The organism is Nostoc sp. (assembly GCF_036917415.1).
Taxonomy (GTDB): domain Bacteria; phylum Cyanobacteriota; class Cyanobacteriia; order Cyanobacteriales; family Nostocaceae; genus Nostoc.
The window spans coordinates 52233-74007 of sequence record NZ_JBALDJ010000110.1 but is presented as its reverse complement, the minus strand read 5'-3'; the positions used below and the strand labels follow the sequence as shown (position 1 = coordinate 74007).

Annotated in this window: 11 protein-coding genes and 1 pseudogene; 9 read left to right on the top strand and 3 right to left on the bottom strand. The window is 44.8% G+C overall.

The genetic code is table 11. From position 1 onward, the window contains the following. Positions 1–88 precede the first annotated feature (88 nt). The 8 genes and pseudogenes from V7K41_RS24600 to V7K41_RS24565 all read left to right on the top strand — a co-directional run. Positions 89–1834 (top strand): annotated as a pseudogene (locus V7K41_RS24600) (filamentous hemagglutinin); the annotation flags it as partial. Positions 1835–2001: 167 nt separating this feature from the next. After that, positions 2002–2214, top strand: coding sequence for a hypothetical protein (locus tag V7K41_RS24595; protein ID WP_334852430.1), 213 nt, complete (start codon positions 2002–2004; stop codon positions 2212–2214). Between the two features lie 66 nt (positions 2215–2280). Next, complete coding sequence (locus V7K41_RS24590) at positions 2281–4740, top strand: S-layer family protein (RefSeq protein WP_334852429.1); 2460 nt, start codon at positions 2281–2283, stop codon at positions 4738–4740. Between the two features lie 66 nt (positions 4741–4806). Continuing rightward, positions 4807–7296, top strand: a complete 2490-nt coding sequence (locus V7K41_RS24585) for an S-layer family protein (protein WP_334852427.1) — start codon at positions 4807–4809, stop codon at positions 7294–7296. Between the two features lie 82 nt (positions 7297–7378). Beyond that, positions 7379–9922, top strand: coding sequence for a CHAT domain-containing protein (locus V7K41_RS24580; RefSeq protein WP_334852426.1), 2544 nt, complete (start codon positions 7379–7381; stop codon positions 9920–9922). 194 nt (positions 9923–10116) lie between these two features. After that, positions 10117–11037 (top strand): DUF928 domain-containing protein, encoded by a 921-nt coding sequence (locus V7K41_RS24575; RefSeq protein WP_334852424.1) that lies wholly within the window; start codon positions 10117–10119, stop codon positions 11035–11037. A 134-nt stretch (positions 11038–11171) separates the two neighbouring features. After that, positions 11172–14006 (top strand): CHASE2 domain-containing protein, encoded by a 2835-nt coding sequence (locus V7K41_RS24570; RefSeq protein WP_334852422.1) that lies wholly within the window; start codon positions 11172–11174, stop codon positions 14004–14006. Next, positions 14003–15304, top strand: a complete 1302-nt coding sequence (locus V7K41_RS24565; protein WP_334852420.1) for a hybrid sensor histidine kinase/response regulator — start codon at positions 14003–14005, stop codon at positions 15302–15304. Before V7K41_RS24570 ends, V7K41_RS24565 begins: the two co-directional genes overlap by 4 nt. 396 nt (positions 15305–15700) lie before the next feature. On the opposite strand, the gene V7K41_RS24560 is transcribed toward V7K41_RS24565, so the two are convergent. Both V7K41_RS24560 and V7K41_RS24555 read right to left on the bottom strand, forming a co-directional pair. Next, positions 15701–16732, bottom strand: coding sequence for an HNH endonuclease (locus V7K41_RS24560; RefSeq protein ID WP_334852418.1), 1032 nt, complete (start codon positions 16730–16732; stop codon positions 15701–15703). Positions 16733–17525: 793 nt separating this feature from the next. Next, complete coding sequence (locus tag V7K41_RS24555; RefSeq protein ID WP_334852417.1) at positions 17526–19199, bottom strand: mechanosensitive ion channel; 1674 nt, start codon at positions 19197–19199, stop codon at positions 17526–17528. Positions 19200–19461: 262 nt separating this feature from the next. On the opposite strand from V7K41_RS24555, the gene V7K41_RS24550 reads away from it, so the two are divergent. Continuing rightward, positions 19462–19905: an SRPBCC family protein gene (locus V7K41_RS24550; RefSeq protein ID WP_334852416.1), complete on the top strand. Its 444-nt coding sequence runs from the start codon at positions 19462–19464 to the stop codon at positions 19903–19905. 198 nt (positions 19906–20103) lie between these two features. Here V7K41_RS24550 and V7K41_RS24545 read toward each other — a convergent pair whose 3' ends face one another. Then, entirely contained in the window at positions 20104–20928 is an 825-nt protein-coding gene (locus V7K41_RS24545; protein WP_334852414.1) for a SirB1 family protein, read from the bottom strand. Positions 20929–21775: the final 847 nt, after the last annotated feature.

Genomic DNA, 21775 nt, shown 5'->3' with positions numbered 1-21775 from the left:
CTAAGCTTAGAAAGCCAATAGCAGGCATAACAACCTGTACCCGAAGTTATATTCATCTTTATTATATGCAAATTGTAGGCGCAACAGCTTACCAACTGCACAGGGCTATACATTGGGATATGGGGATGTACAAAGCTTTGGCGATATTCAGCTAGCAGGGCGATCGCTCTTAGATATCAGCGGGGTGAATGCAGGTTCCGTTCAAATTCAGGGTAGGCAAATTAAATTCACCGATGGCTCTCTGGTGCTGGCCCAAAATTTTGGCAATCTTCCCGGTGGTGACATTCGCCTTCAGGCTATGGAGGCCATTGATCTGATTGGTACAACAACTGATGCTACAATTCGCACCGGGGTACGTAGTGAAACTCTGGGTATCGGAGCTAGCGGGAACATCAACGTCATTACTCCCAGACTGACCCTCAACCTGGGAGCAGGGTTGAATAGCATAACTCTTGGAGCAGCTCCCAGTGGCAATATCCATATCGATGCAACAGCGGTCGATGTGTCTGGCTTCCCAGCTACCAATCCCGCTAATGTTACCAGTATTAATACTAGCACACTAAGTACTGGGAATGCTGGTGATGTGTTCGTCAATGGCAATAGTCTACTAATATCAAGCGGTGGCTCACTATCTTCGACTACCTTTGGCAGTGGCTCTAGCGGTAAAGTGACAATTCGCAACACCAACACCACAGTGATTGGAGAAAGTCCCTCCGGACTTTACAGCAACATTACCTCAATTACATTTGCAACCGGAAATGCTAAAGCCTTGACACTAGATACATCCAAATTACAAATTCTGGAGGGGGGAGCAGTTGCCACCTCAGCATTTTTTGTAGGTAATGGGGGAGATTTGAGCATCAACGCGACTGAATCGATCGCAATCAGTGGTCAAGGTAGGGCAACTAATAGCAGCATTAACGCATCCACCCTCCGACCCAACTCGTTATTGCGGCAGCGATTCGGTCTGCCAGATGTATTAACAGCGAATGCCGGCACTGTGAGCATTACCACACCGAACTTAACGCTGACGGATGGCGGCACAGTCAGTGTCACCAGTCAAGGCAGTGGAAATGGTGGCAATATTAACATCAGTGCAGATACCATCCAATTAAAGAATCAAGGGTTTATCCAGGCACAAACAGAATCTGGTAATGGTGGCAATATTACATTGTCCGCCAAAAACCTGTTGCTTGTGCAAGATAATAGCCTGATAACCTCAACAGCTGGCGGCTCAGGCAATGGAGGTAATATAAACATTAATGTACCAATCATCGCCGGCTTAGAAAACAGCGACATTATTGCCAATGCAGTGCGAGGCAAGGGTGGTAATATCCAAATCACTACTCAAGGCATTTTTGGGTTGAAGTTCCGCGATCGACTCACTCCTGATAGTGACATCACCGCCAGTTCGCAATTTGGGGTAAGTGGCACGGTTCAAGTTAATACTATCGGTATCGATCCAAATTCTGGCTTAGTCGAACTACCAGTAAATGTCACCGATCCATCCCAGCAAATTGCTACAGGCTGCGCGGGCAGTGAAGGCAGTCGCTTTGTGGCAACTGGTCGGGGTGGTGTGCCACAAAATCCGAATCAGCAACTAGGGAGCGATGTCTACAACGGGCTACGCCTACGCACTTGGGACGATGTGCGAGATTTGTCTGCTTACCGCAAAACGAGCGATCTAAATGCCCAAATCCCAGCATCACCGGAGCTTATTATCGAAGCTACAACTTGGCATCGCAACGCCAAGGGGAAAGTTGAGTTAATTGCGGCTCAACCAGACGCTTATGTGCAACAACCGTTAACTTGTGCTGCTATTCCCAATCGTTAACTTTATTGGGACTCAAAAGTGCGATCGCACTTTTGAGCAACAAATCTTTATTCTCAGGGTAATTAGACGTAAATTAGTTGCGGCGCAATCTCTGGCACATATACAGCCACCTTTAAATTGTACTGCTGTACATAGCAGTTAATTGCTTCCAGAATTTAATTGGTTCAATGCCAAGCGATCGCACTTGGTCTGATGTCCGCAATCTGACTGCATATCGCAAAACACAGCAAGTACAAGCACAAATACCCCAATCTCTAGAGGTTCTTGTTCAAGCCACTTCTTGGCATCGCAATGCTGACGGCAAAATTGAGTTAATTGCAGATCAATCTCCGATTCAGAAGCAGAAACCATTAACCTGTGCTGCTGTTCCTAAAAATTAATCATGTGATTAATAACGCCTTGAATGGGAACTCTAACTTTAAATCAGGTAAAGGAAATGTTTAGTCATGAGAGTCCTACCCTTTCTATTTATCTTAAGCAGTGGATTATTAACTCCAGGGATGATGCCATCGGCGATCGCTCAGGTGACATCTGATGGTACGACTAACACTATTGTCAACCAAAATGGTAATAACTTTAATATTCTTAACGGAATTGAAAAAGGTAATAATTTATTTCACAGTTTCAGTAATTTCTCTGTACCGACAGGTGGTTCAGCTAATTTTGATTTAACTAACACGCCAAATATTACAACTATATTTAGTCGGGTGACAGGTGTCCATGTTTCCGATATTCAAGGATTAATTCAAACTCTCAATGGTAATAATCCTGTAAGTTTATTTTTGATAAATCCTAACGGGATTATATTTGGACAAAATGCCAGCTTGAATATCGGTGGATCGTTTGTAGGCACAACGGCGAGTAGCATTAAATTTGCCGATGGGACAGAGTTTAGTGCCGTCAATCCAAGTAGTTCACCATTGTTGACAATGAGTGTCCCGATCGGGTTGCAGATGGGGCAAAATCCGGGGGCAATTACCGTCCAAAACACCGGACACCGCTTGATTGCCAATCGAAATACACCCCTCCAGCTAGGCACGACTCCCACAGGATTAAGCGTGACCTCTGGCAATACCCTGGCATTGGTGGGGGGAAGTATCAGCTTGGACGGCGGCGTATTGAATGCGACCTCAGGACAGATCGAACTGAGTAGCGCTAGCACTGGAACGGTGAATCTCAATCTCACCACTGGGAAGTTTGACTATGCCAATATCCAGCAGTTTGGCGATATCCAGTTGTCCAAAGCCTTTGTCAATGCCAGCGGTGCCCCTGCGGGTGCCATCCACTTACTCGGTCGGAATGTTAGCCTGAGCGGTGGTTCGGTTGCTTTATTGACAACGCAGGGCAATCAAACCAGTGGGAATATTGTCGTCAATGCCAGTGAGTCGTTTGAGATGCGAGGTTGGGGGACTTTTGGCTTTGCTTTCAATTTTTTACGTTCCGAGAATTTGGGGACTGGTGTGGGAGGCGATCTGGTGGTGTCTGCGCCCCGCGTGCAGATATTAGATGCTGGCGCTCTCACCTCCTATAACTTCGGGGCTGGGGCTGGAGGCAGAATTTCTATTACCGCCGTGGATGCGATTGAAATGCTGGGGATTTCGCCGACAAACCCCAGTTTGTCGAGTATTCTGGAGGCAACCACCTTTGGTTCTGGGCGGGGAGGAAATGTTCAAGTTTTAACGGGGACATTCACAGCTCAAGATGGCGGTGGGATATTCGTGAGCACCCAGGGCATCGGAGCAGGGGGCGATGTCACCGTTAACGCCACCCAGTCGATCAAATTGTTAGGCGAGAACCCGATCAATCTGTTTTCCAGTGAGATTGTGGCGAGTACAGGCAGCTTAGGCAATACGGGTCAAGTCACGATCAATACCCGCAAATTGAGCGTGCAGAATGGTGCTGTTGTAGCTGATTCCACCATTGCCAGTGGTAATTCAGGCAATTTAGTGGTCAACGTTTCTGACCTCATTGAAGTTAGTGGTGTGGGTGCTCAATCGGGTCTCCCCAGCCGACTTGTGACCAACGCTGAAGTCCTCCCTGCTTTCTTGCGGAATCTGCTTCGGTTACCAGATTTTCCCACAGGTACAGTCGGTGACTTGATTATTAACACCTCGCGCCTGCAAATTACGGATGGTGGAACCGTTGGGGTCGCGCATAAAGGAATTGGCAATGCGGGCAACCTTTACGTCAATGCGGATACAATTTCTCTCGATCGCACTGGCAGCATTACTGGGGCTACTAAATCAGGTGAGGGTGGCAGTATTAGTCTCCAAGCTAACACCTTAGTGATGCGTCATGGTAGCAACGTGACTGCAACCGCAGGTGATGCGGGTAACGGTGGTAACATTCTCATCAATTCACCGATTATTCTAGGCTTAGAAAACAGTGACATTGTTGCCAATGCTGTTCAAGGACGGGGTGGCAATATTGACATTACAACTCATGGAATTTTTGGATTGAAATATCGTTCTCAACTCACATTAGAGAACGATATTACCGCCAGTTCTGAATTTGGAGTTAACGGAAACGTGCAAATTACTAGCCCCGATGTTGACCCCAATTCTGGTTTAGTTGAACTACCAGCAAATGTAACCGATCCATCGCAGCAAATTGCTACAGGTTGTTCTGCAAATCAAGGTAGTAGTTTTGTAGCAACGGGACGGGGTGGAATACCGCAAAATCCAACTCAAGAAGTGAGGAGCGATCGCCCTTGGTCTGATGTCCGCAATCTAACTGCATACCGCAAAACTGGCGAAATCATGGCACAAATACCCACTTCCCCAGAAACCCTTATCCAAGCTACATCTTGGCATCGTAACGCTCAAGGAAAAATTGAGTTAATTGCAGATAAATCTTCTGCTCAGGTGCAACAACCATTAACCTGTGCGGCTGTGACTAAAAGTTAATCATGTGATTAACAATGCCCTGAATGGGAATACTAACTTGAAATCAGAAGAAGAGGAAGTTTCTTTGTGATCAGAGCCGTAGCTTTTATATTTATATTAACAAGTGGATTGTTAACTCCAGGGATGATGCGATCGGCTTTAGCTCAGGTAACATCCGATGGCACTACAAACACTATTGTCAACCAAAACGGTAATAACTTTAATATTCTTAACGGTATTGAAAAAGGTAATAATTTATTTCACAGTTTCACTAATTTTTCTGTACCAAATGGTAGTTCAGCAAGCTTTGATTTAACTAACACGCCCAATATTACAACTATATTTAGTCGCGTGACGGGTGGAAATGTTTCCGATATTAACGGATTAATTCAAACTCTCAACGGTAATAATCCTGTGAGTTTGTTTTTAATGAATCCGGCAGGGATTGTTTTTGGTAAAGATGCTTCATTGAATATTGGCGGCTCATTTGTGGGGACGACGGCAAGTAGTATTAAGTTTGCCGATGCGACGGAGTTTAATGCAATAAATCCGAGTAGTCCACCATTATTAACAATGAGTGTACCCATCGGTTTGCAGATGGGGCAAAATCCGGGGGCAATTACCGTGCAAAACACCGGACATCGGTTAACAAGAGGACTTGTAACACCCATAGATCAGAGCAGCAATCCAGTTGGATTAGCGGTTCAACCCGGTAATACCCTTGCCCTGATTGGCAAAGAAATCAACTTAGTCGGTGGGGTTGTTGCTGCACCTTCGGGACACATCGAACTCGGCAGTAGCAAGGCAGGGATTGTCAACATCAACACGACATCCGACCGATGGCAGTTTGACTATAGCAATATCTCCCAATTTGCAAACATTCAGTTGTCCCAGCAAGCACTCGTCAATGCAAGTGGATCACCTGCAGGATCGCTACGGCTCCAAGGACAGAATATTAGCGTGTTAGAGGGGTCTGTTGCCCTTCTAGAAAATTTTGGCGGTGCAGGACTCGGCAATTTAGTGGTGAATGCAAGTGAGACATTAACTCTGGGGCAAAAAGGAGGCTATGGGTTTGCGAACAGTCAACTGATTAGCGACAATTTAGGCAGTGGTAATGGCAACAACATTCTGGTCTCTGCCAAAAAATTGCAGATTCAAGACGGTGGCGAAATTGCTGCGAGAACCTTTGGGGCGGGCATTGGTGGCGACATCAGCGTGAATGTCTCAGGTCTGACAACGCTAGACGGATGGTCTGCTGTAGATCCGAATCTGGCTAGTCTGATCGGTGTGAAAAGCTTGGGGTCTGCAAGGGGAGGTGATATTACAGTTTCAACCAATCAACTCAGGGTGACTAATGGCGGTGTAATTACCAATACTCCATTAAGCAAAGCAGCGGCGGGGAACATTACGGTTCATGCCAATGAGTGGATTGAGTTGATTGGAGAAAACCCACTGACTAGGATTCCGAGTGCGGTAAGTTCTATTGCCTTTACTCAAGGGAATGGTGGCAATCTCAATATTACGACTTCAAGGCTGACGCTCCGCGATGGCGGTGTTGTGAATGCCACTACCGTTGCTGCTGGAAATAGCGGTAGAATAAGCGTCACAGCGCTCGATCGCATCGAAGTCAGTGGGGTGAATTCGATCGCTGGCGATCAGAGCAGACTTGCCTCAGCTGCTAATGCTTCGACTAGAAGAATTTTTAATATTGCTTTCCCTCTCAGTGGGAATGCAGGAGATGTTTTCCTGAATACACCACTTTTGTATGTTAGCGATCGCGGCATTGTTGGCGTGGAAAATCAAGGCAGCGGGAATGCAGGACAGTTAGTCATCAATGCCGATCGTGTAATACTTGACCGACAAGGTATAGTCACGGCTACAACCGCATCCGGTAGGGGAGGTGATATCAACCTGAACCTCGGAAAACTTCTCTTGCTGCGCCATCAAAGTATCATTACCACTACAGCGGCGGGAAGCGGTAAAGGTGGCAACATTACAATAAATGCACCAATCATTACTGGCTTTGAAAATAGCGATATTGTTGCCAACGCCGTGAATGGTCAGGGGGGCAATATCCAAATCACGACGCAGGGCATCTTTGGGCTGAAGTTTCGCTCCCAACTCACAAGCGAGAATGACATCACCGCCAGTTCCCAGTTTGGGGTCAACGGAAACGTGCAAATTACTAGCCCCGATGTTGACCCCAACTCTGGTTTAGTGCAATTACCAGAGAATATAACTGATCCATCACAGCAAATTGCTACAGGTTGTGCGAATACAAATGGTAGTAGTTTTGTCGCCACGGGACGGGGTGGTGTGCCACAAAATCCCACAGAAAAAGTGGGGAGCGATGTCTACGAGGGGCTACAGCTACGCCCTTGGGACGATGTGCGCGATTTGTCTCCTTATCGCAAAACGGGTGAAGTGGTAGCCCAAATTCCCCCATCCCCAGAGATGCTTATCCAAGCTACTTTTTGGCATCGTAATCCTAATGGCAAAGTTGAACTAATTGCGGCACAATCCCCCGCACAAAATATACAGCCCCAGTTAACTTGTGCTGCACTTGTGAAAAATTAGTTGCCATAGGAACCCTGCAATCGAGTAAATCACGATCGCAATTACTTGACTAAACAAACTTTTAAACCATCAATAACTATCTATGACCTTCCAAATTAAACTACGTCGTTGGCTATATATCAGTCTAAGTATTTTGAGCTTGTGTTTGGCAGTTACAATTACACCTGCGAGAGCATCTCTGCAAATACCAACAACTTCTACCCTGAATGTGTCGAACAATTGGCTAGAACAGGGACGCAACCTTTACCACGCAGGACGCTTTGCAGATGCAGTAACCATTTGGCAAACGGCAGCACAACAGTATCATACCCAAAGCGATCGCCTCAACGAAGCTTTAAGTTTAAGTTACCTCTCACTGGCACAACAGGAACTTAATCAATGGGAAGCAGCCCAACAGTCTATTGAGCAAAGTCTGAAACTATTGCAAACCTCTATTCCCTCTGCTGATGCAATTCTTTGGGCACAAGCACTCAATACCCAAGCAAATTTGCAATTGCATACTGGCAAAGCCGAAACTGCCCTCGAAAGTTGGCAACAAGCTCAAAAATATTATGAGCAAGCAGGCGACAAGATGGGCAGCTTGGGTAGTCAAATCAACCAGGCACAAGCTTTACAAAGTTTGGGATTTTATCGCCGTTCTAAACAGCAGTTGGAGGTGCTGACTCAAAAGCTCTTAGCAATGCCAGATTCGGAAATCAAAGTTAGCGGATTGCGATCGCTTGGTTTAGCCCTGCAAATGATTGGCGATAGCAAAAGTCAACAGGTTTTAGAGCAAAGTTTAGCGATCGCTCGCCAAATTTCAGCCCAACCCCAGTTAAGTTCTATTCTGATCGGACTGGGCCAAACTGCCGTTGATTTGCAAGATCCGGAAGCCGCATTAGATTACTTTGAACAGGCTCAACTCTTAGCCACTAACCCAAGCGATCGATTGCAAGCGCGTTTAGCTCAGTTTAAACTTTTCCTCAATTACGACAAACTGGAGTTTGCTGCTCCACTTGTACCTCAACTACTCCAACAACTCCGGGAACTACCCCCCAGTCATACCTCCCTCTACGCAGCGACCAATTTTGTTGCCACCCTCAATCATCAGTCAAATTCTGACCAAATTCTACCGCTGAAAGATTTGGCGCAACTGATGGCAGTCACAGTCAAATCTGCACAGCAAATTCAGGATACTCAAGCCGAAGCTTATGCATTACATCAGTGGGGAAAACTCTATCGTCGTACACAGCAGTTATCTGAAGCACAGGAGTTAACTCAGAAATCCCTCGATATTGCCCGTCAACTCCAAGCTAACGATATCATTGCTCAATCTGCTTGGCAGGTGGGACAGTTGTATAAGCAACAAGGCGATCGCCCAAAAGCAATTACTGCTTATACAGAAGCAGTCAATGCCTTAAAGGCACTGCGGGGAGATTTGGTAGCTATCAACCCTGATGTCCAGTTCTCTTTTCGCACCAGTGTGGAGCCTGTCTACCGGGAACTGGTTGATTTACTTCTAGAGAATCAACCGAGTCAAGCAGAACTTATACAAGCCCGTGAATTGATTGAGGCACTCCAAATTGCCGAACTCGATAACTTTTTTCGAGAAGCCTGTTTAGATAGAACTCAACAAATCGATCGAGTTGATCCCACTGCTACCGTCGTTTATCCCATCATCCTGCCAGATCGTTTAACAGTAATTCTCTCCAAAGCAGGGCAACCACTCCGTTTCTATGTCACTCACAAATCGCAAGCTGAAATTGAGCAGACTCTGGACAACTTTTTGGTTGCTCTTAACCCTGTCTCAGATTCCAAAAACCGAGATCAATTGTCCCAACAGATTTATGATTGGTTGATTCGTTCAGAGGAAGCAGATCGAGCATTTATTGATACTAAGACATTGGTGTTTGTTTTGGATGGTCGGTTGCGGAACATTCCCATAGCAGCTCTTTTTGACGGTAAGCAATATCTGATCGAAAAGTATGCTGTGGCGCTCTCACCAGGATTGCAACTGATGGCGACGCGATCGCTTCATCAAAACCACATCAATGCGATCGTCGGTGGCATTAGCCAATCTCGCGCTGGCTTTAGTGCTTTGCCCGCCGTGGAATCAGAAGTGAAACAAATCTCCAAGGCGGTATCGTCCTCTGTGTTGCTCAACCAGAAATTTACCAGTCAAGCCCTTGCTGAACGGATGAAATCCAGTAGTGCAAGTATTGTCCACCTAGCAACCCACGGACAGTTTAGTTCCCGTCTTGAAGATACCTTCTTGCTGACTTGGGATGGAAAAGTCAACGTTAAAGAGTTATCTGAACTCCTGAAAAATCGGGGTAGCGATCCATCAAAAGCCATCGAGTTGCTGGTACTAAGTGCCTGCGATACAGCAGCAGGAGACGATCGCGCCGTCCTGGGATTGGCGGGCTTGGCTGTCAAATCCGGCGCTCGCTCAACTATCGCCACCCTATGGCCCGTCAAAGATCGGGCAGCAGCGATGCTCATGACTCGCTTCTACGATCAACTACGACAACCCAAAATCACTAAAGCCGAAGCACTAAGACAAGCACAAATTAGCCTAATTCGCCAAACTGATTTCCACGAGCCGTTCTTTTGGTCTGGCTTTGTTTTGATCGGCAACTGGATTTAACTAAGTAATAAAACGGACTTTATCGCAAATAATTTAGGTTATTTTTTACAGCGTTTTGGCTAAAGCTCGCCTATACTTCTAGTATAAGTTCTCTGAATTTACTGTCACTTGGACTTATTCTCCGAGCTTCTGACCATAGTCGAAAGAAACGTATTTTGTTTGTATAACATTTCAATTACATAAGGTAAAACCTCATGAAACGTCGATATTTAGCTAGTACATTGAGCGTCATCGCTCTGATCGCTAGCAGTGCATGGAATAGTGCCTATGCTGTTACATTTACCCCGCCTACCAACAGTGGCTCTCCCAGACAGGCAACTGGAGGAGCTTCTCGCGGTAGTATGTTTACACCTAGTGCAGGCAAAGGTGCGCCCAGACAGGCAACTGGAGGAGCTTCTCGCGGCAACCTCTTTACACCTAGCGCAGGCAAAGGTACGCCCAGACAGGCAACTGGAGGAGCTTCTCGCGGCAACCTCTTTACACCTGCCGCAGGCAAAGGCGCTCCCCAACAAGCAAGTGCGGGTGGTTCTCGCGTTGGTACTTACTACTTGAATCCATTGACTACAAGTACAACACAACCAGCAGAACTAATTGCCTTGTTGCCCCAAAACTTCTATGGCACAACAGTGTCTGAACGTCCCACAATATTGGTGTATCTCCCGGCTTCCAATGCCCAAGAAGCAGTATTCAGCCTTAAGGATGAAGCTGGCAATATGCAACATCAGATGAACATTTCAGTTGCAGGGAAAACTGGGGTAATCGCGATCAAATTACCAGCCGATGCACCCGCTTTAGCTGTTGGCAAAAACTATCAATGGTTCCTAGCACTCAAAGTAGATGGGCAACTCAGTCCAAGTACGCCTTACGTCGATGGTTGGGTTCAGCGTATCCAGCCCAGCGCTGAGTTGGCAACAGCAATCCAAGAGCAAGATCCTCTAAAGCGGGCTACTGCTTTGGGTAAAAACGGTGTTTGGTATGATTGTGTGGCAACACTTGCAACGATATACACCACCCAACCTAACAATGCATCTCTTTGCCAACAATGGGAAGAACTTCTATCCTCAGTGAGTTTGAAGGAGATTGTAACAGCGAACTTATTAGCATCTACTAACTAATGCCAATTTGGGCATTGGGTATTGGGCACTTGTACTGAGCGCAGCCTCTCGTAGAGAAGTATTGGGTTAAAAGTAATTATTCTCTTTGTCCCTCTTTTCTTCCTTCCACCCAGTCCCCATTGTATAGCACAAATATGTGGCACAGATTCCAAGCTTTTATTCAACACACTCGCAGCGTTTTGATTATTACTCCTAGCGTTGCCTTGACGGTTATGGTTGGGCAATCGTTGGGGCTTTTTAATTTACCGGAATGGAAAATTCGCGACGAATGGGTTCGTCAGCGATCGCCTGTGGCGATCGCTGATGAGATTGTAATTGTGACAATCGATGAGCGCGATATCCAATCGGTGCGTAAATGGCCAGTTCCAGACTGGGCGCTAGCACGATTACTAGAAAAAATCCGGGCGCAGCAGCCCCGCGCCATTGGCTTGGATCTCTATCGAGATTTACCGGAAGGAAGCGGACACGAGCAACTTGTTCAAGTTTTTCGCAACACTCCCAATTTGATCGGAGTTGAGAAAATTACTGGCGAACGCGTCAATCCCCCACCGGAATTGAAAAAACAGGATCGGGTAGGATTAGCAGATTTAGTGTTGGATGGCGATCGCTTTGTACGTCGCGCCCTGCTGACAGCTGAAGATGCCAAAGAGAAAAACACCATTAAAGCTGGACTGGCAACCCTTGTAGCTCTAAAATACCTCGAAGCTGAAAAAATTAGCTTAGAAAGTATTGACCCTCAACAGCAAAAGTTTCAGTTGGGTAAGGAAATTTACTTACCACTGCAAAATCAAGAAGCAGGTTATACCGATGCCGATTTAGGAGGTTATCAAATTCTGCTGAATTGGCATGGAACAGATGCCGCATTTCGGACAGTTGCGATGCGCGATGTTTTAGCAGGGAGAATTCCAGCAGATTTAATGCGCGATCGCATGGTATTTATTGGGTCAATTGCCTCCAGTACCAATGATTTCTTCAGCACACCCTTCTCTTCTTGGATATCTGCTCAAAAACCGACTCCAGGTGTGGTTGTTCATGCGAATATTGCTCATCAATTAGTACGAGGAGCAAAAACAGGAGAAGCCAGTCTGCATGGTGTTTCTGGCATTTCTTTATCACTCTGGATTGTTTTGTGGTCTGTCATTGGTTCTACAGGTAGTTGGTTATTATCCAGTAGCAAGCTGCGGGTTCCCGGCGGCAAAATTCTTTGGGCAACTGTAGGCATCAGTGGAGCCTGTATATGGAGTGGCTATGGGATGTTTTTGTATGGTATTTTAATTCCGGTAACACCCACCTTAGCGGCGTTTATCGGAAGTGTGATTGCAACAACTAATGCCTATAAACAGCGGAAGTTAGAAGAAACAAATCGCCAATTGGAAATTGCCAACAGTCAACTATTAGATTATTCCAAAACCCTAGAGACGAAAGTCGAAGAACGAACTCATGAATTAGTCGAGGCAAAGCAAGCTGCCGATGCTGCCAATCAGGCCAAGAGTGAGTTTCTCGCCAATATGAGCCACGAACTACGCACACCTCTAAATGGCATCCTTGGTTTTGCCCAGCTACTAAAAGGATCGCCAAACATGACAGCTAAAAACCTAGAAGGAGTTAGCATTATCTACCAATGTGGCTCGCATCTTTTGATGCTGATCGATGACATTCTCGATCTCTCGAAGATAGAAGCGAGGAAATTGGATTTGGTTGTAACCAGCGTCCATCTGCCCAGTTTCTTACATGGTGTAACTGAGATTTGTGGTATCCGGGCTGAACAGAAAGGGATTGGATTTAATATCTTAATTAGCGATCGCCTACCACTTGCCATTGAAGTCGATGAAAAACGGCTGCGGCAAGTGTTAATTAACTTACTGGGCAACGCGATCAAATTTACAAATAGCGGTAGCGTAACGTTCAAAGTGGAAGTCATTGGTCAAGAGTCTAAACAAATGACGCCACTTGCTACAAGCCGGGAAACCCGTCCAACGCAGTGGCTCACTAATGACAATGGACAAATGACACATCAAAATATTCGTTTTCAGATTGAAGATACGGGTATTGGGATGTTACCAGAGCAACTTGAGAAAATCTTTTTGCCGTTTGAGCAAGTGGGTGAAGCAGGGCAACGATCTGAAGGTACTGGTTTGGGATTGGCAATTAGCCAAAGAATTGCAGCATTGATGGGGAGCCAAATTCAGGTGCAGAGTCACCTGGGCGAAGGAAGTCTGTTTTGGCTGGATTTGACAGTATCAGTACCACTCGCTCATGACTGGCGTGGAGGAGCGATGTCTACAACGGATTACACTCCAACTCCCCAAAAAATTACCGGGATTCAGGGTAGTGCGCCTCAAATTCTGATCGTCGATGACGATCGCAACCACTGTTCTATGTTGACCAATCTGCTGCAAGAAATTGGCTGTCGAACCCTAGAAGCAACCGATGGCAAACATGGGCTACAGGTGGCAATTGAACACAATCCAGATGTGATTCTGCTCGATTTAGCCATGCCCAATATGGATGGTTTTGAGTTAATGGTTCACCTGCAAGCGAATCCACAAACCTGTTCTATTCCGATTATCGTCTCTAGTGCCAGCGTTTTCGAGTCAAATCGTCAGCGGAGTTTAGAGGCAGGGGCAACAGCATTCCTACCCAAACCTCTCCAGATTGAGGAATTACTCAATAGACTGCGATCGCTGTTGGGAGTGGAATGGATGTATGCCGAATCTTCACCTCCCAAAGGTGAGCAGATCGGTGCTAGTGAATGGGTACTACCATCCCAAGATGTTTTGCAACAACTCTATCATTTGGCAATGATGGGAGATATCTCGGCGATTGAGGGAATGTTAAAAGAACTAATTGAGCAAAACAGTCAACTAGCTCCTTTTGCAACAGAGTTAAGCAAACTCACTGCCAATTTCCAAACTGGAAAAATCCGTAAGTTTCTCAAATCATTTGTCACAACGGAGTTACATCCATGATCGCTGTTCCTCTCTCGAAACCCATACATATTTTGTTAGTGGATGACAATCCAAACAATCTCAAGGTGTTATCTGAAGCAATTCAGAGATGTGGCTGGAAAGCGCTGATGGCAACAGATGGAGAGTCAGCGATCGAACAAACAGAATATGCTCATCCCGATCTGATTCTCTTAGATGTAATGATGACAGGTATTGATGGATTTGAAACTTGTCGCAGACTGAAAACCAATCCCATTACTCAGAATATTCCAGTAATTTTCATGACTGCCCTATCCGATTCTACAGACAAGGTGGCCGGACTCGAAATAGGTGCGGTTGACTATATTACCAAACCTTTCCAACAGGAAGAAGTCATTGCCCGTTTAAAGTTACACCTAAAAATTTCCCATCTCACCCGTACATTAGAAGAACGGGTGCAAGAACGCACCACAGAATTAACTCAATCTTTACAGCAGTTACAGCAAACCCAACTACAAATGATCCAGAGTGAGAAAATGTCCACTTTAGGGCAGATGGTTGCAGGTATTGGTCATGAAATTAATAATCCGGTTGGTTTTGTTGGCGGAAATTTATCTTATATTAAGGAACATGTAAATAATCTGCTTCGCCTGGTGAACCTGCAACAGCAGAAGCTACCGCAGCCAAACCAGGAAATTCAAGAGCTTGTTGAAGAAATTGACTTGGAGTATCTGACAGAGGATCTACCGAAACTACTGGCATCAATGCACCAAGGAATTACCCGTCTTAAAGAGATCAGTCTCTCTTTGAGAACTTTTACTCGCGCAGATATTTCATCTCAGGTGGAGTTTCAGATTCACGAAGGAATTGATAGCACCTTAATGCTGTTGAAACATCGACTCAAAGGCAATGGCGATCGCACTAAAATCCAGGTTGTAACACAATACGGTGACTTACCTCCAATCAGTTGCTATCCCGGACAACTGAACCAGGTATTCATGAATATCATCGCCAATGCCATTGATGCATTTGATGAACTCCATCAAAACCATTGCGATCGAGAGATTGCTGCTTGCGAGAATATCATCACCATTACCACATCGGTTGATCCCCAACAACAAACCGTCACAATTTGCATCCAAGATAACGGCCCCGGTATGCTTACCGAGGTGCAATCTCGAATTTTTGAGCAATCTTTCACAACCAAGCCCGTAGGTAAGGGAACCGGGCTGGGATTAGCGATCAGCTACCAAATTATTGTTGACAAACACAACGGACAAGTCAACTGCTTGTCAGTACCTGGTGAGGGGACAAAATTTATTATTACTCTGCCTATGTAACCGAATATACATTTTTTTATCAGAAATTCCGCAACTCTGCATAACTACACTCGATTTAGCCCATAACCTGAGTAAAACCAAATTCACTTCTGTTTAAATTTTCTTTACGAATCAGCTCTAAAGGTTGCACCTGATTTTATTGATTATTTAGAAGTTTACAACAAATCAATTATCCAATCTTGTTAGATGGACTCAAAAGCCTGCATTTGGCTACGGGCAGGCGAGATACCCACCCTAATTATGCATTTTCAATTTGGAATAGCTGATTTTATGTCCGGCTGATTAGTTATGATTCTTGCATCTGTGCAAAAATCTGAAAACTCTTTCTCCCCCTGCCCCCTGCCCCCTGCCCCCTGCCTTCTTAATAATAAGTCTTTAACCGGACATGATATGATTTCAGAGCGCAGAACCATCAAACGCAGTTTTGTAAGCATCAGCAGTTTCTATGCCTAAACCTCCAGCTTCGACATGACGAACTAGCGATTGAATGATGGGTGTAGCAATACTAATACCAAATAAAGCATTGAAGCCTGCAACAACGACTGGTACTGACAAAATAACTGTAAATTCTGGAAATAAAGCTAACACAGCTATCAAGACCAAAAAAACAATTGGTGTCGCAATACCTGCTGCTTTTGCTGCTTCAAAAATTAGATTTTGATACTCTTCAACAGTAATGTCGCCTCGATAAAGATCCAAAGAGTAGGAAATCGCCGTTACTACAACCTGAGTGAGAATAGCTGTTCCCGTTGCAGTAATCCCAAGTTTCGCGATTGTCCCAGAATTGCTGACAATTGAATCTACCGCATTATAAACCCGAATATAAAACTGTTCGCCAACGGTCATGACTTTAGCTCCTCGGCGGAGATTATCAACACCTACTTCCCAAAGGATATTATCAGCAGCATTCGATCCACCTTGGGAACGTGGATTGATGTGGCTACCATGCTTATCTCTAAGAAATTGACGAATTGTATATTCTTTACCTCCAAGCTTTGATGTGCCAGGAATTTTCTCAAAAAGCTTCATGACATCTGCATCAGAGCGAGGTAAGTCTCCCACCCGAACACCAGCACGATATCTCAGCCTGTTTGCAATCTTGGGCATTTCTTGGGCTAATTCGGCAGCTGTCGTTGGTAAATTTTGCAAAGCATCAGCCATAACCATGCTAGATGCGGCAACTCCAACAGCAGTTTGTTGAAATGTTTTACTAACATTTTGAACAGTTTGAAAACCTGATTGTGTTGCGGTGGTTGACAAACTTTGTAAATCATTAACTGCACGGATACTTGAAGTCGTTATATCGCTAGTAGCATTCTTGATTCCATCAACTACCTCATTCATCCCGTTTACTACATTGTTGGCTGCTTCTTGAGCTTTATCTCTAACCGTATCTGCCAAATTCTGTGCTTGATTGATAAAATCCATGTTTTAGTAACCTTTAATTTCTGCTGTAGAGTGTTTGCTCCAGTTTCTCTTTTTCAAACTAAGAAACACCTCAGCATTCATGACGAATTTACTTCCAAAGTTTTTAAAGAGATAGTATTCACTTTATATTGTTTGTGTATGTTACTTTCAAAAACTGTACTATCCGACTAGGGACAAGATGACCCTATGCAGTCCAATCCATAAGGTTGCAAATAGCAAATATACTAACAGTAGTGCTCATACAAAGTATTAAACAATAGTCTCATGGTTTGAGGTTTACTGATTTAATAAAAAAGGTTCTATTCGTTTTTAACTGTTTAGATAATGGGATTATTATTATAGCCTCAATAGCATAATAATTCTTCATACAAAGTAAACTTCTCGGATCTAATAATTTATTATTTATATTTAATCCTTTTTTCTTAATTTCTTCTTATAAGAAAGTACTGGGTTTGCCCATTAAAGTAAAGTCTTGACAGTTATATCCACTGTTACTGCGATGGGGTACTGCGATCGCAGGCGTCCTTGCTTTATCCCCAGCTTTCCTTAAGACTAAAGGATTTCTCACTTACGCAGCTAAAAAAGGTGACTCGGAAAATACGATTAAATTGAGCTTCAAAACTCGGAACTTGAGCTTCAGAACTTAAAACGTCAAATTCTCTACTCAAACTCCGAGTTTCTAAGCTCTAACTTTCAACCTCTTAAGCAAAATTGCCGAAAGATTTTCTGGACTATTGATGCTTACGGCTGCACTTTTCCAGATTTACAGACGAAATTGCGCCTTCATCAATTTTTAGTTTCTACTTTTGAAAGAGTTTAGCCATTCTTGAACTTGCTCTCGTGCAATGTCGCGCCCTCCAAGACCAAAAGCTAGGGCAATAGCAACTGCGATCGCACCTAGTAAAAGTCCAAAGGCTAAATTTACAATATCACTGGCAACTCCAATCTGTTGCAGTGCCATTGCAGAAACTAAGGCAATAATTGCAATCCGCGCCACTTGTCCCAAAATCTGGGCTTGGCGTTCGCCGGAACTGGTAATGATGTTAAAAGCCAAATTTGCCAAGAATAAGCCAATGGCAAAGATCACCAATCCGGCCAAAATCCGCCCGAATATAATCACAATCCCAGACACTAATGCTGTCAGGGCTGGAATATTCAAGATATTCACCGCCGCCACTGTGGCAAACAGCATGATACCCACTAAGGCAACAATGCCTACAATTTCCGATGGAGTACGGGTTGGAGTAGGCTCAACTGTTGGTTGTGTTGAAACTACAATTCGTCTGCTGGGTGTTGTCAGACCCAAAATAGTGAAAATGTTATTAAACCCTAAATTGGTGAGGATACTTGTAACCAAGTCCGCGATAAACCGCCCGACAAAATAGGCAACAATCAAAATTGCCACGGCTGTAAAGATGGCAGGTAGGGCATTGAGAACCTGTTGCAGCATGGCGATCGCAGGTATTGAGATCGCATCAATTCGCAAGGCATTCAGCGCTGCGATCGCCACAGGAATCAAAATCAAAACATAGACAATTGTGCCGATAATACTCGATAGAGGTTGCACCCCCGCATTAGAAGAGAATCCCAACCGACTACCTAAATGGTCTATACCAGTTGTCGCCAGCAAGTTCGTCACAATCCGCCGCACCACATTAGCTATGAACCAGCCAACTACAGCAATTAATATCGCCGCTAAAATGTTCGGCAGAATGAGCAGAACTTCTGTAATTAAAGCTTGTACTGGTTGTAGAGCCTGCTGTAGTCCGAGAGTATCCAAAACTGGAGCGAGAAACAGTAAAAATATAAACCAATACAGAGCATTGCCAATCGTCTCACTCAGAGAAAGCTGATTGAGGCTGGGTGCCCTGTCTTCTGGTTCTGGATTTAAACGTTCATCCAGGTTAAATGCCTGTAATGAGCGCACAGTGATAATCTTCACAATGGTCGCCAAAAACCAGGCGGTTACTAAAAGGATTCCCGCACCAACCAACTTTGGCAAAAAGCCAATAAGTTGATTGAGAAAATTATTCAAAGGTCGAGAGGCTACCTCTAAATCTAATGCCTGTAAAACAGCTACTGCCGTCAGTAGGATAATGCTCCAAAATACTAAGCTGGAGATTAATTTCTCTACTTGGGGAACATCTTGACGACCCGTTACCCCTGCGGCAATGCGGTTATCTATATTTGTGCGATTGAGGATTCCTCGCGTCAGTGCGGCTACGCCGAAGGCAATTAGCAAACCTACTAACAAAATTGCCACTGCCCCTAGCAGACGGGGCGTAAATAAAATCAACTGTTGAACAATACCTTGTACATCAGCGATTCCTTGATTCACTGCTGGTTGCGCCGGTTGCAGGCTGGGCGATTGTGCCAAAAATTGCTGCACCCTCGTGGATAAACTAACTCCGTAGGGGTAGCCCGTCGTAGACATCACCTGGGTTATTTCTTGCCAAGTTGTGTTCATGGTTTTCGGGAATTATGCTTAAGTATTCGCCGCAAACACTGAGTCAGTGTTTTGCCTATCAATTTACCAGTAAAAACATACATATTTACTCATATTTGATTTAATATACGGGCATTGGGCACAAGAGGCAAAGGGGCAGAGGTGAAAGACTTAGTGCTACTTCTCCCCTGCTCCCCTGCTCCCCTACCCCTTGTCCCCCTTATCCCCCATTCCCCAAAATTTTGCGTTACTCTAATTGCAGCAACAGCACTAAAGATGTGGAATGTCCCAAGTTTTGGAACAATTGATTCAAATTAATGCTACAGCTAGAGTGGTGGAGCGCTGTATTAGCGATTTAGCTCTCATGCACCGCTGGCTCAACCCCGTCCTGCGTTGCGAACCTGTGGGCGAAGCTTGGAGTACCGATGTTGGCAGTGAAAGTCGTTTTATCATTCAAATTCCTCTACTCAAACCCACGTTGAATAGCGTAGTTGTAGAACGACAACCGGGTTTGGTAGTCTGGGAATTTCAGGGGTTTTTTCAAGGGCGCGATCGCTGGGAATGTCAGCCAACAGAAAAGGGAACGCGCCTACTCAACCGCTTTGAGTACGATATCCCTAACCCTTTAATTAGTTGGGGTTTTAACACCTTTGCTGCGTCTTGGACAAAAGAAGATATGCAAGCCCAACTGCGCCGCCTCAAGCGAGTTGCAGAAGAACAAAATTAGTCATTTGTCATTTGTCATTTGTCATTTGTCAGGAATATATTATTCTTCCCTTGCTTTCCCTGCCTCCCCTGCTCCCTGCTCCCTGCTCCCTGCTCCCTGCTCCCTGCTCCCTGCTCCCTGCTCCCTGCTCCCTGCTCCCTGCTCCCTGCCCCCTGCCCCCTGCTCCCTGCTCCCTGCTCCCTGCCTCTTCCTCACTCCCTACTCATCCTTACCCAATTCGGTAAGTAGCCGCCGAATCACAGATGCATCCTCAGCATCGGGAACTTTTGCTAAATAATTTTGTAAGTCGTCTACGGCTTGGGGGTAGTTACCCAGTTGATAATAAATCAGACCGCGATCGCGCAATTCTAAAGTTAAACCAGGAAACAGCAACAAAATTCGTTCAACTGCTGCCAGCGTTTTTTCTAACTCTTGCTGTTTGAGGTAAATAAATTTTAAATTTGTCAGCATCCTTGCCAAAAATTGCCGATTACTGACTACAGCTAAAAATTCTGGTTGTAGGGTCACAGGTTGCTGATAAAGTTGAGACAGCCGGTCTTCGCAATCTTGGGCAAATATTATTTCGCCGTCATTGAAAGCATCGACGAAAATCTCTATATCTGGAATATCCGGGCGAATTAGGAAATGTCCTGGCATTCCCACACCCACCATCGGAAAATCAATCCGTCGGGCAACTTCCAGGTAAACCAGCGCTAAGGTAATGGGAATCCCCAGTCGGCGGTCAATTACATCATTGAAAAAGCTGTTACGTGGGTCGTAATAGTCAATTTTATTACCAGAAAACTTTAAATCTTCGTAGAGATATTGATTAATACTTTGAACTATCCGCAAAGGATATCGTGAGTCAGGTAGGCGTTCTTGAAGCTCCCACGCCATTGTATCAAGGGCATTGAGGTATTCCTCTGGATCTAGGTTGGGATATTCTTCTAGTGCAATATACAAAGCTGCCTTTGCTAGGTCAATGTGCTCGTCAGACTGCTGAATCTCCTGGTAAAAATATTGTCGTGCTGACGAGAAATTCATAAGCTATTGCTCGGTGGAGATGTGAAGATGAAGCGGGTGGACTTACACCAGTTTGTCGTAACTACATTTATTTTAGCGCTGCATTAACATCACTTGACGGCAGTAGTTACCAAATTTACGCAGCTTTTGATTTTTGACTTTAATCAAACCCTATGGGTACAAGAGTAGTATAAAGCTGCTGTTAAAAAACATCCCAACTTTAAAAACTTTTGTTTATCTATTTGCTAAAAAATATCTATGTAAGCCTGACCTTAGCTCACTTTTTACTACTATTTAATTAAATTCATAATGTAGGTTGGATTGAACAAAGTGAAACCCAACTTTTCTAAGGTCTTTGGGTGTTGGGTTTCGTTCCTCAACCCAACCTACGTCTAAATTGATAAAAGTCATGAGAAATAAGGGTTTTAGATTTTTCTCTACCGATAGTGATTAAAGAGAGATAATCGGTGTCCTAGCCTTCGGTGCTTTCAGTGCTACTTCCCTTTGCAAGCGCAAACAGCTACAAAAAGCTGCCATAAAAGCCTAAATTTTTTCTCACCGTCATTTTGATAGCTGCTGTGCCTGATACTAATAGGCACAGCAGTTTTTATTTTGACTAAGAATTTTAGACTTTTTTGGTTTATGATATCAAGTCCGGTTAATCACTTATGATTACCGGCTCTGTGCAAAAATCGGAAAAGTCTCTTTCTCCCTGCCCCCTGCTCCCTGCTCCCAGCTCCCAGCAAGAACTGCGGTCTAAATGATAAGTCTTTGACGGGACATGATATGATTCTTATCTTCACGATCTTTTTCAATCCCAAAGACGCTCTCAACGAACGCAAACAGCGTGTCGCAGACAGACGCTATT

Excerpts from the sequence above, each read along its gene's own strand:
- V7K41_RS24545 (WP_334852414.1), bottom strand. The coding sequence starts at position 20,928 with ATGAATTTCTCGTCAGCACGACAATATTTTTACCAGGAGATTCAGCAG.
- V7K41_RS24555 (WP_334852417.1), bottom strand. The coding sequence starts at position 19,199 with ATGAACACAACTTGGCAAGAAATAACCCAGGTGATGTCTACGACGGGC.
- V7K41_RS24575 (WP_334852424.1), top strand. The coding sequence starts at position 10,117 with ATGAAACGTCGATATTTAGCTAGTACATTGAGCGTCATCGCTCTGATC.
- V7K41_RS24565 (WP_334852420.1), top strand. The coding sequence starts at position 14,003 with ATGATCGCTGTTCCTCTCTCGAAACCCATACATATTTTGTTAGTGGAT.
- V7K41_RS24580 (WP_334852426.1), top strand. The coding sequence starts at position 7,379 with ATGACCTTCCAAATTAAACTACGTCGTTGGCTATATATCAGTCTAAGT.
- V7K41_RS24570 (WP_334852422.1), top strand. The coding sequence starts at position 11,172 with ATGTGGCACAGATTCCAAGCTTTTATTCAACACACTCGCAGCGTTTTG.
- V7K41_RS24550 (WP_334852416.1), top strand. The coding sequence starts at position 19,462 with ATGTCCCAAGTTTTGGAACAATTGATTCAAATTAATGCTACAGCTAGA.
- V7K41_RS24560 (WP_334852418.1), bottom strand. The coding sequence starts at position 16,732 with ATGGATTTTATCAATCAAGCACAGAATTTGGCAGATACGGTTAGAGAT.
- V7K41_RS24590 (WP_334852429.1), top strand. The coding sequence starts at position 2,281 with ATGAGAGTCCTACCCTTTCTATTTATCTTAAGCAGTGGATTATTAACT.
- V7K41_RS24595 (WP_334852430.1), top strand. The coding sequence starts at position 2,002 with ATGCCAAGCGATCGCACTTGGTCTGATGTCCGCAATCTGACTGCATAT.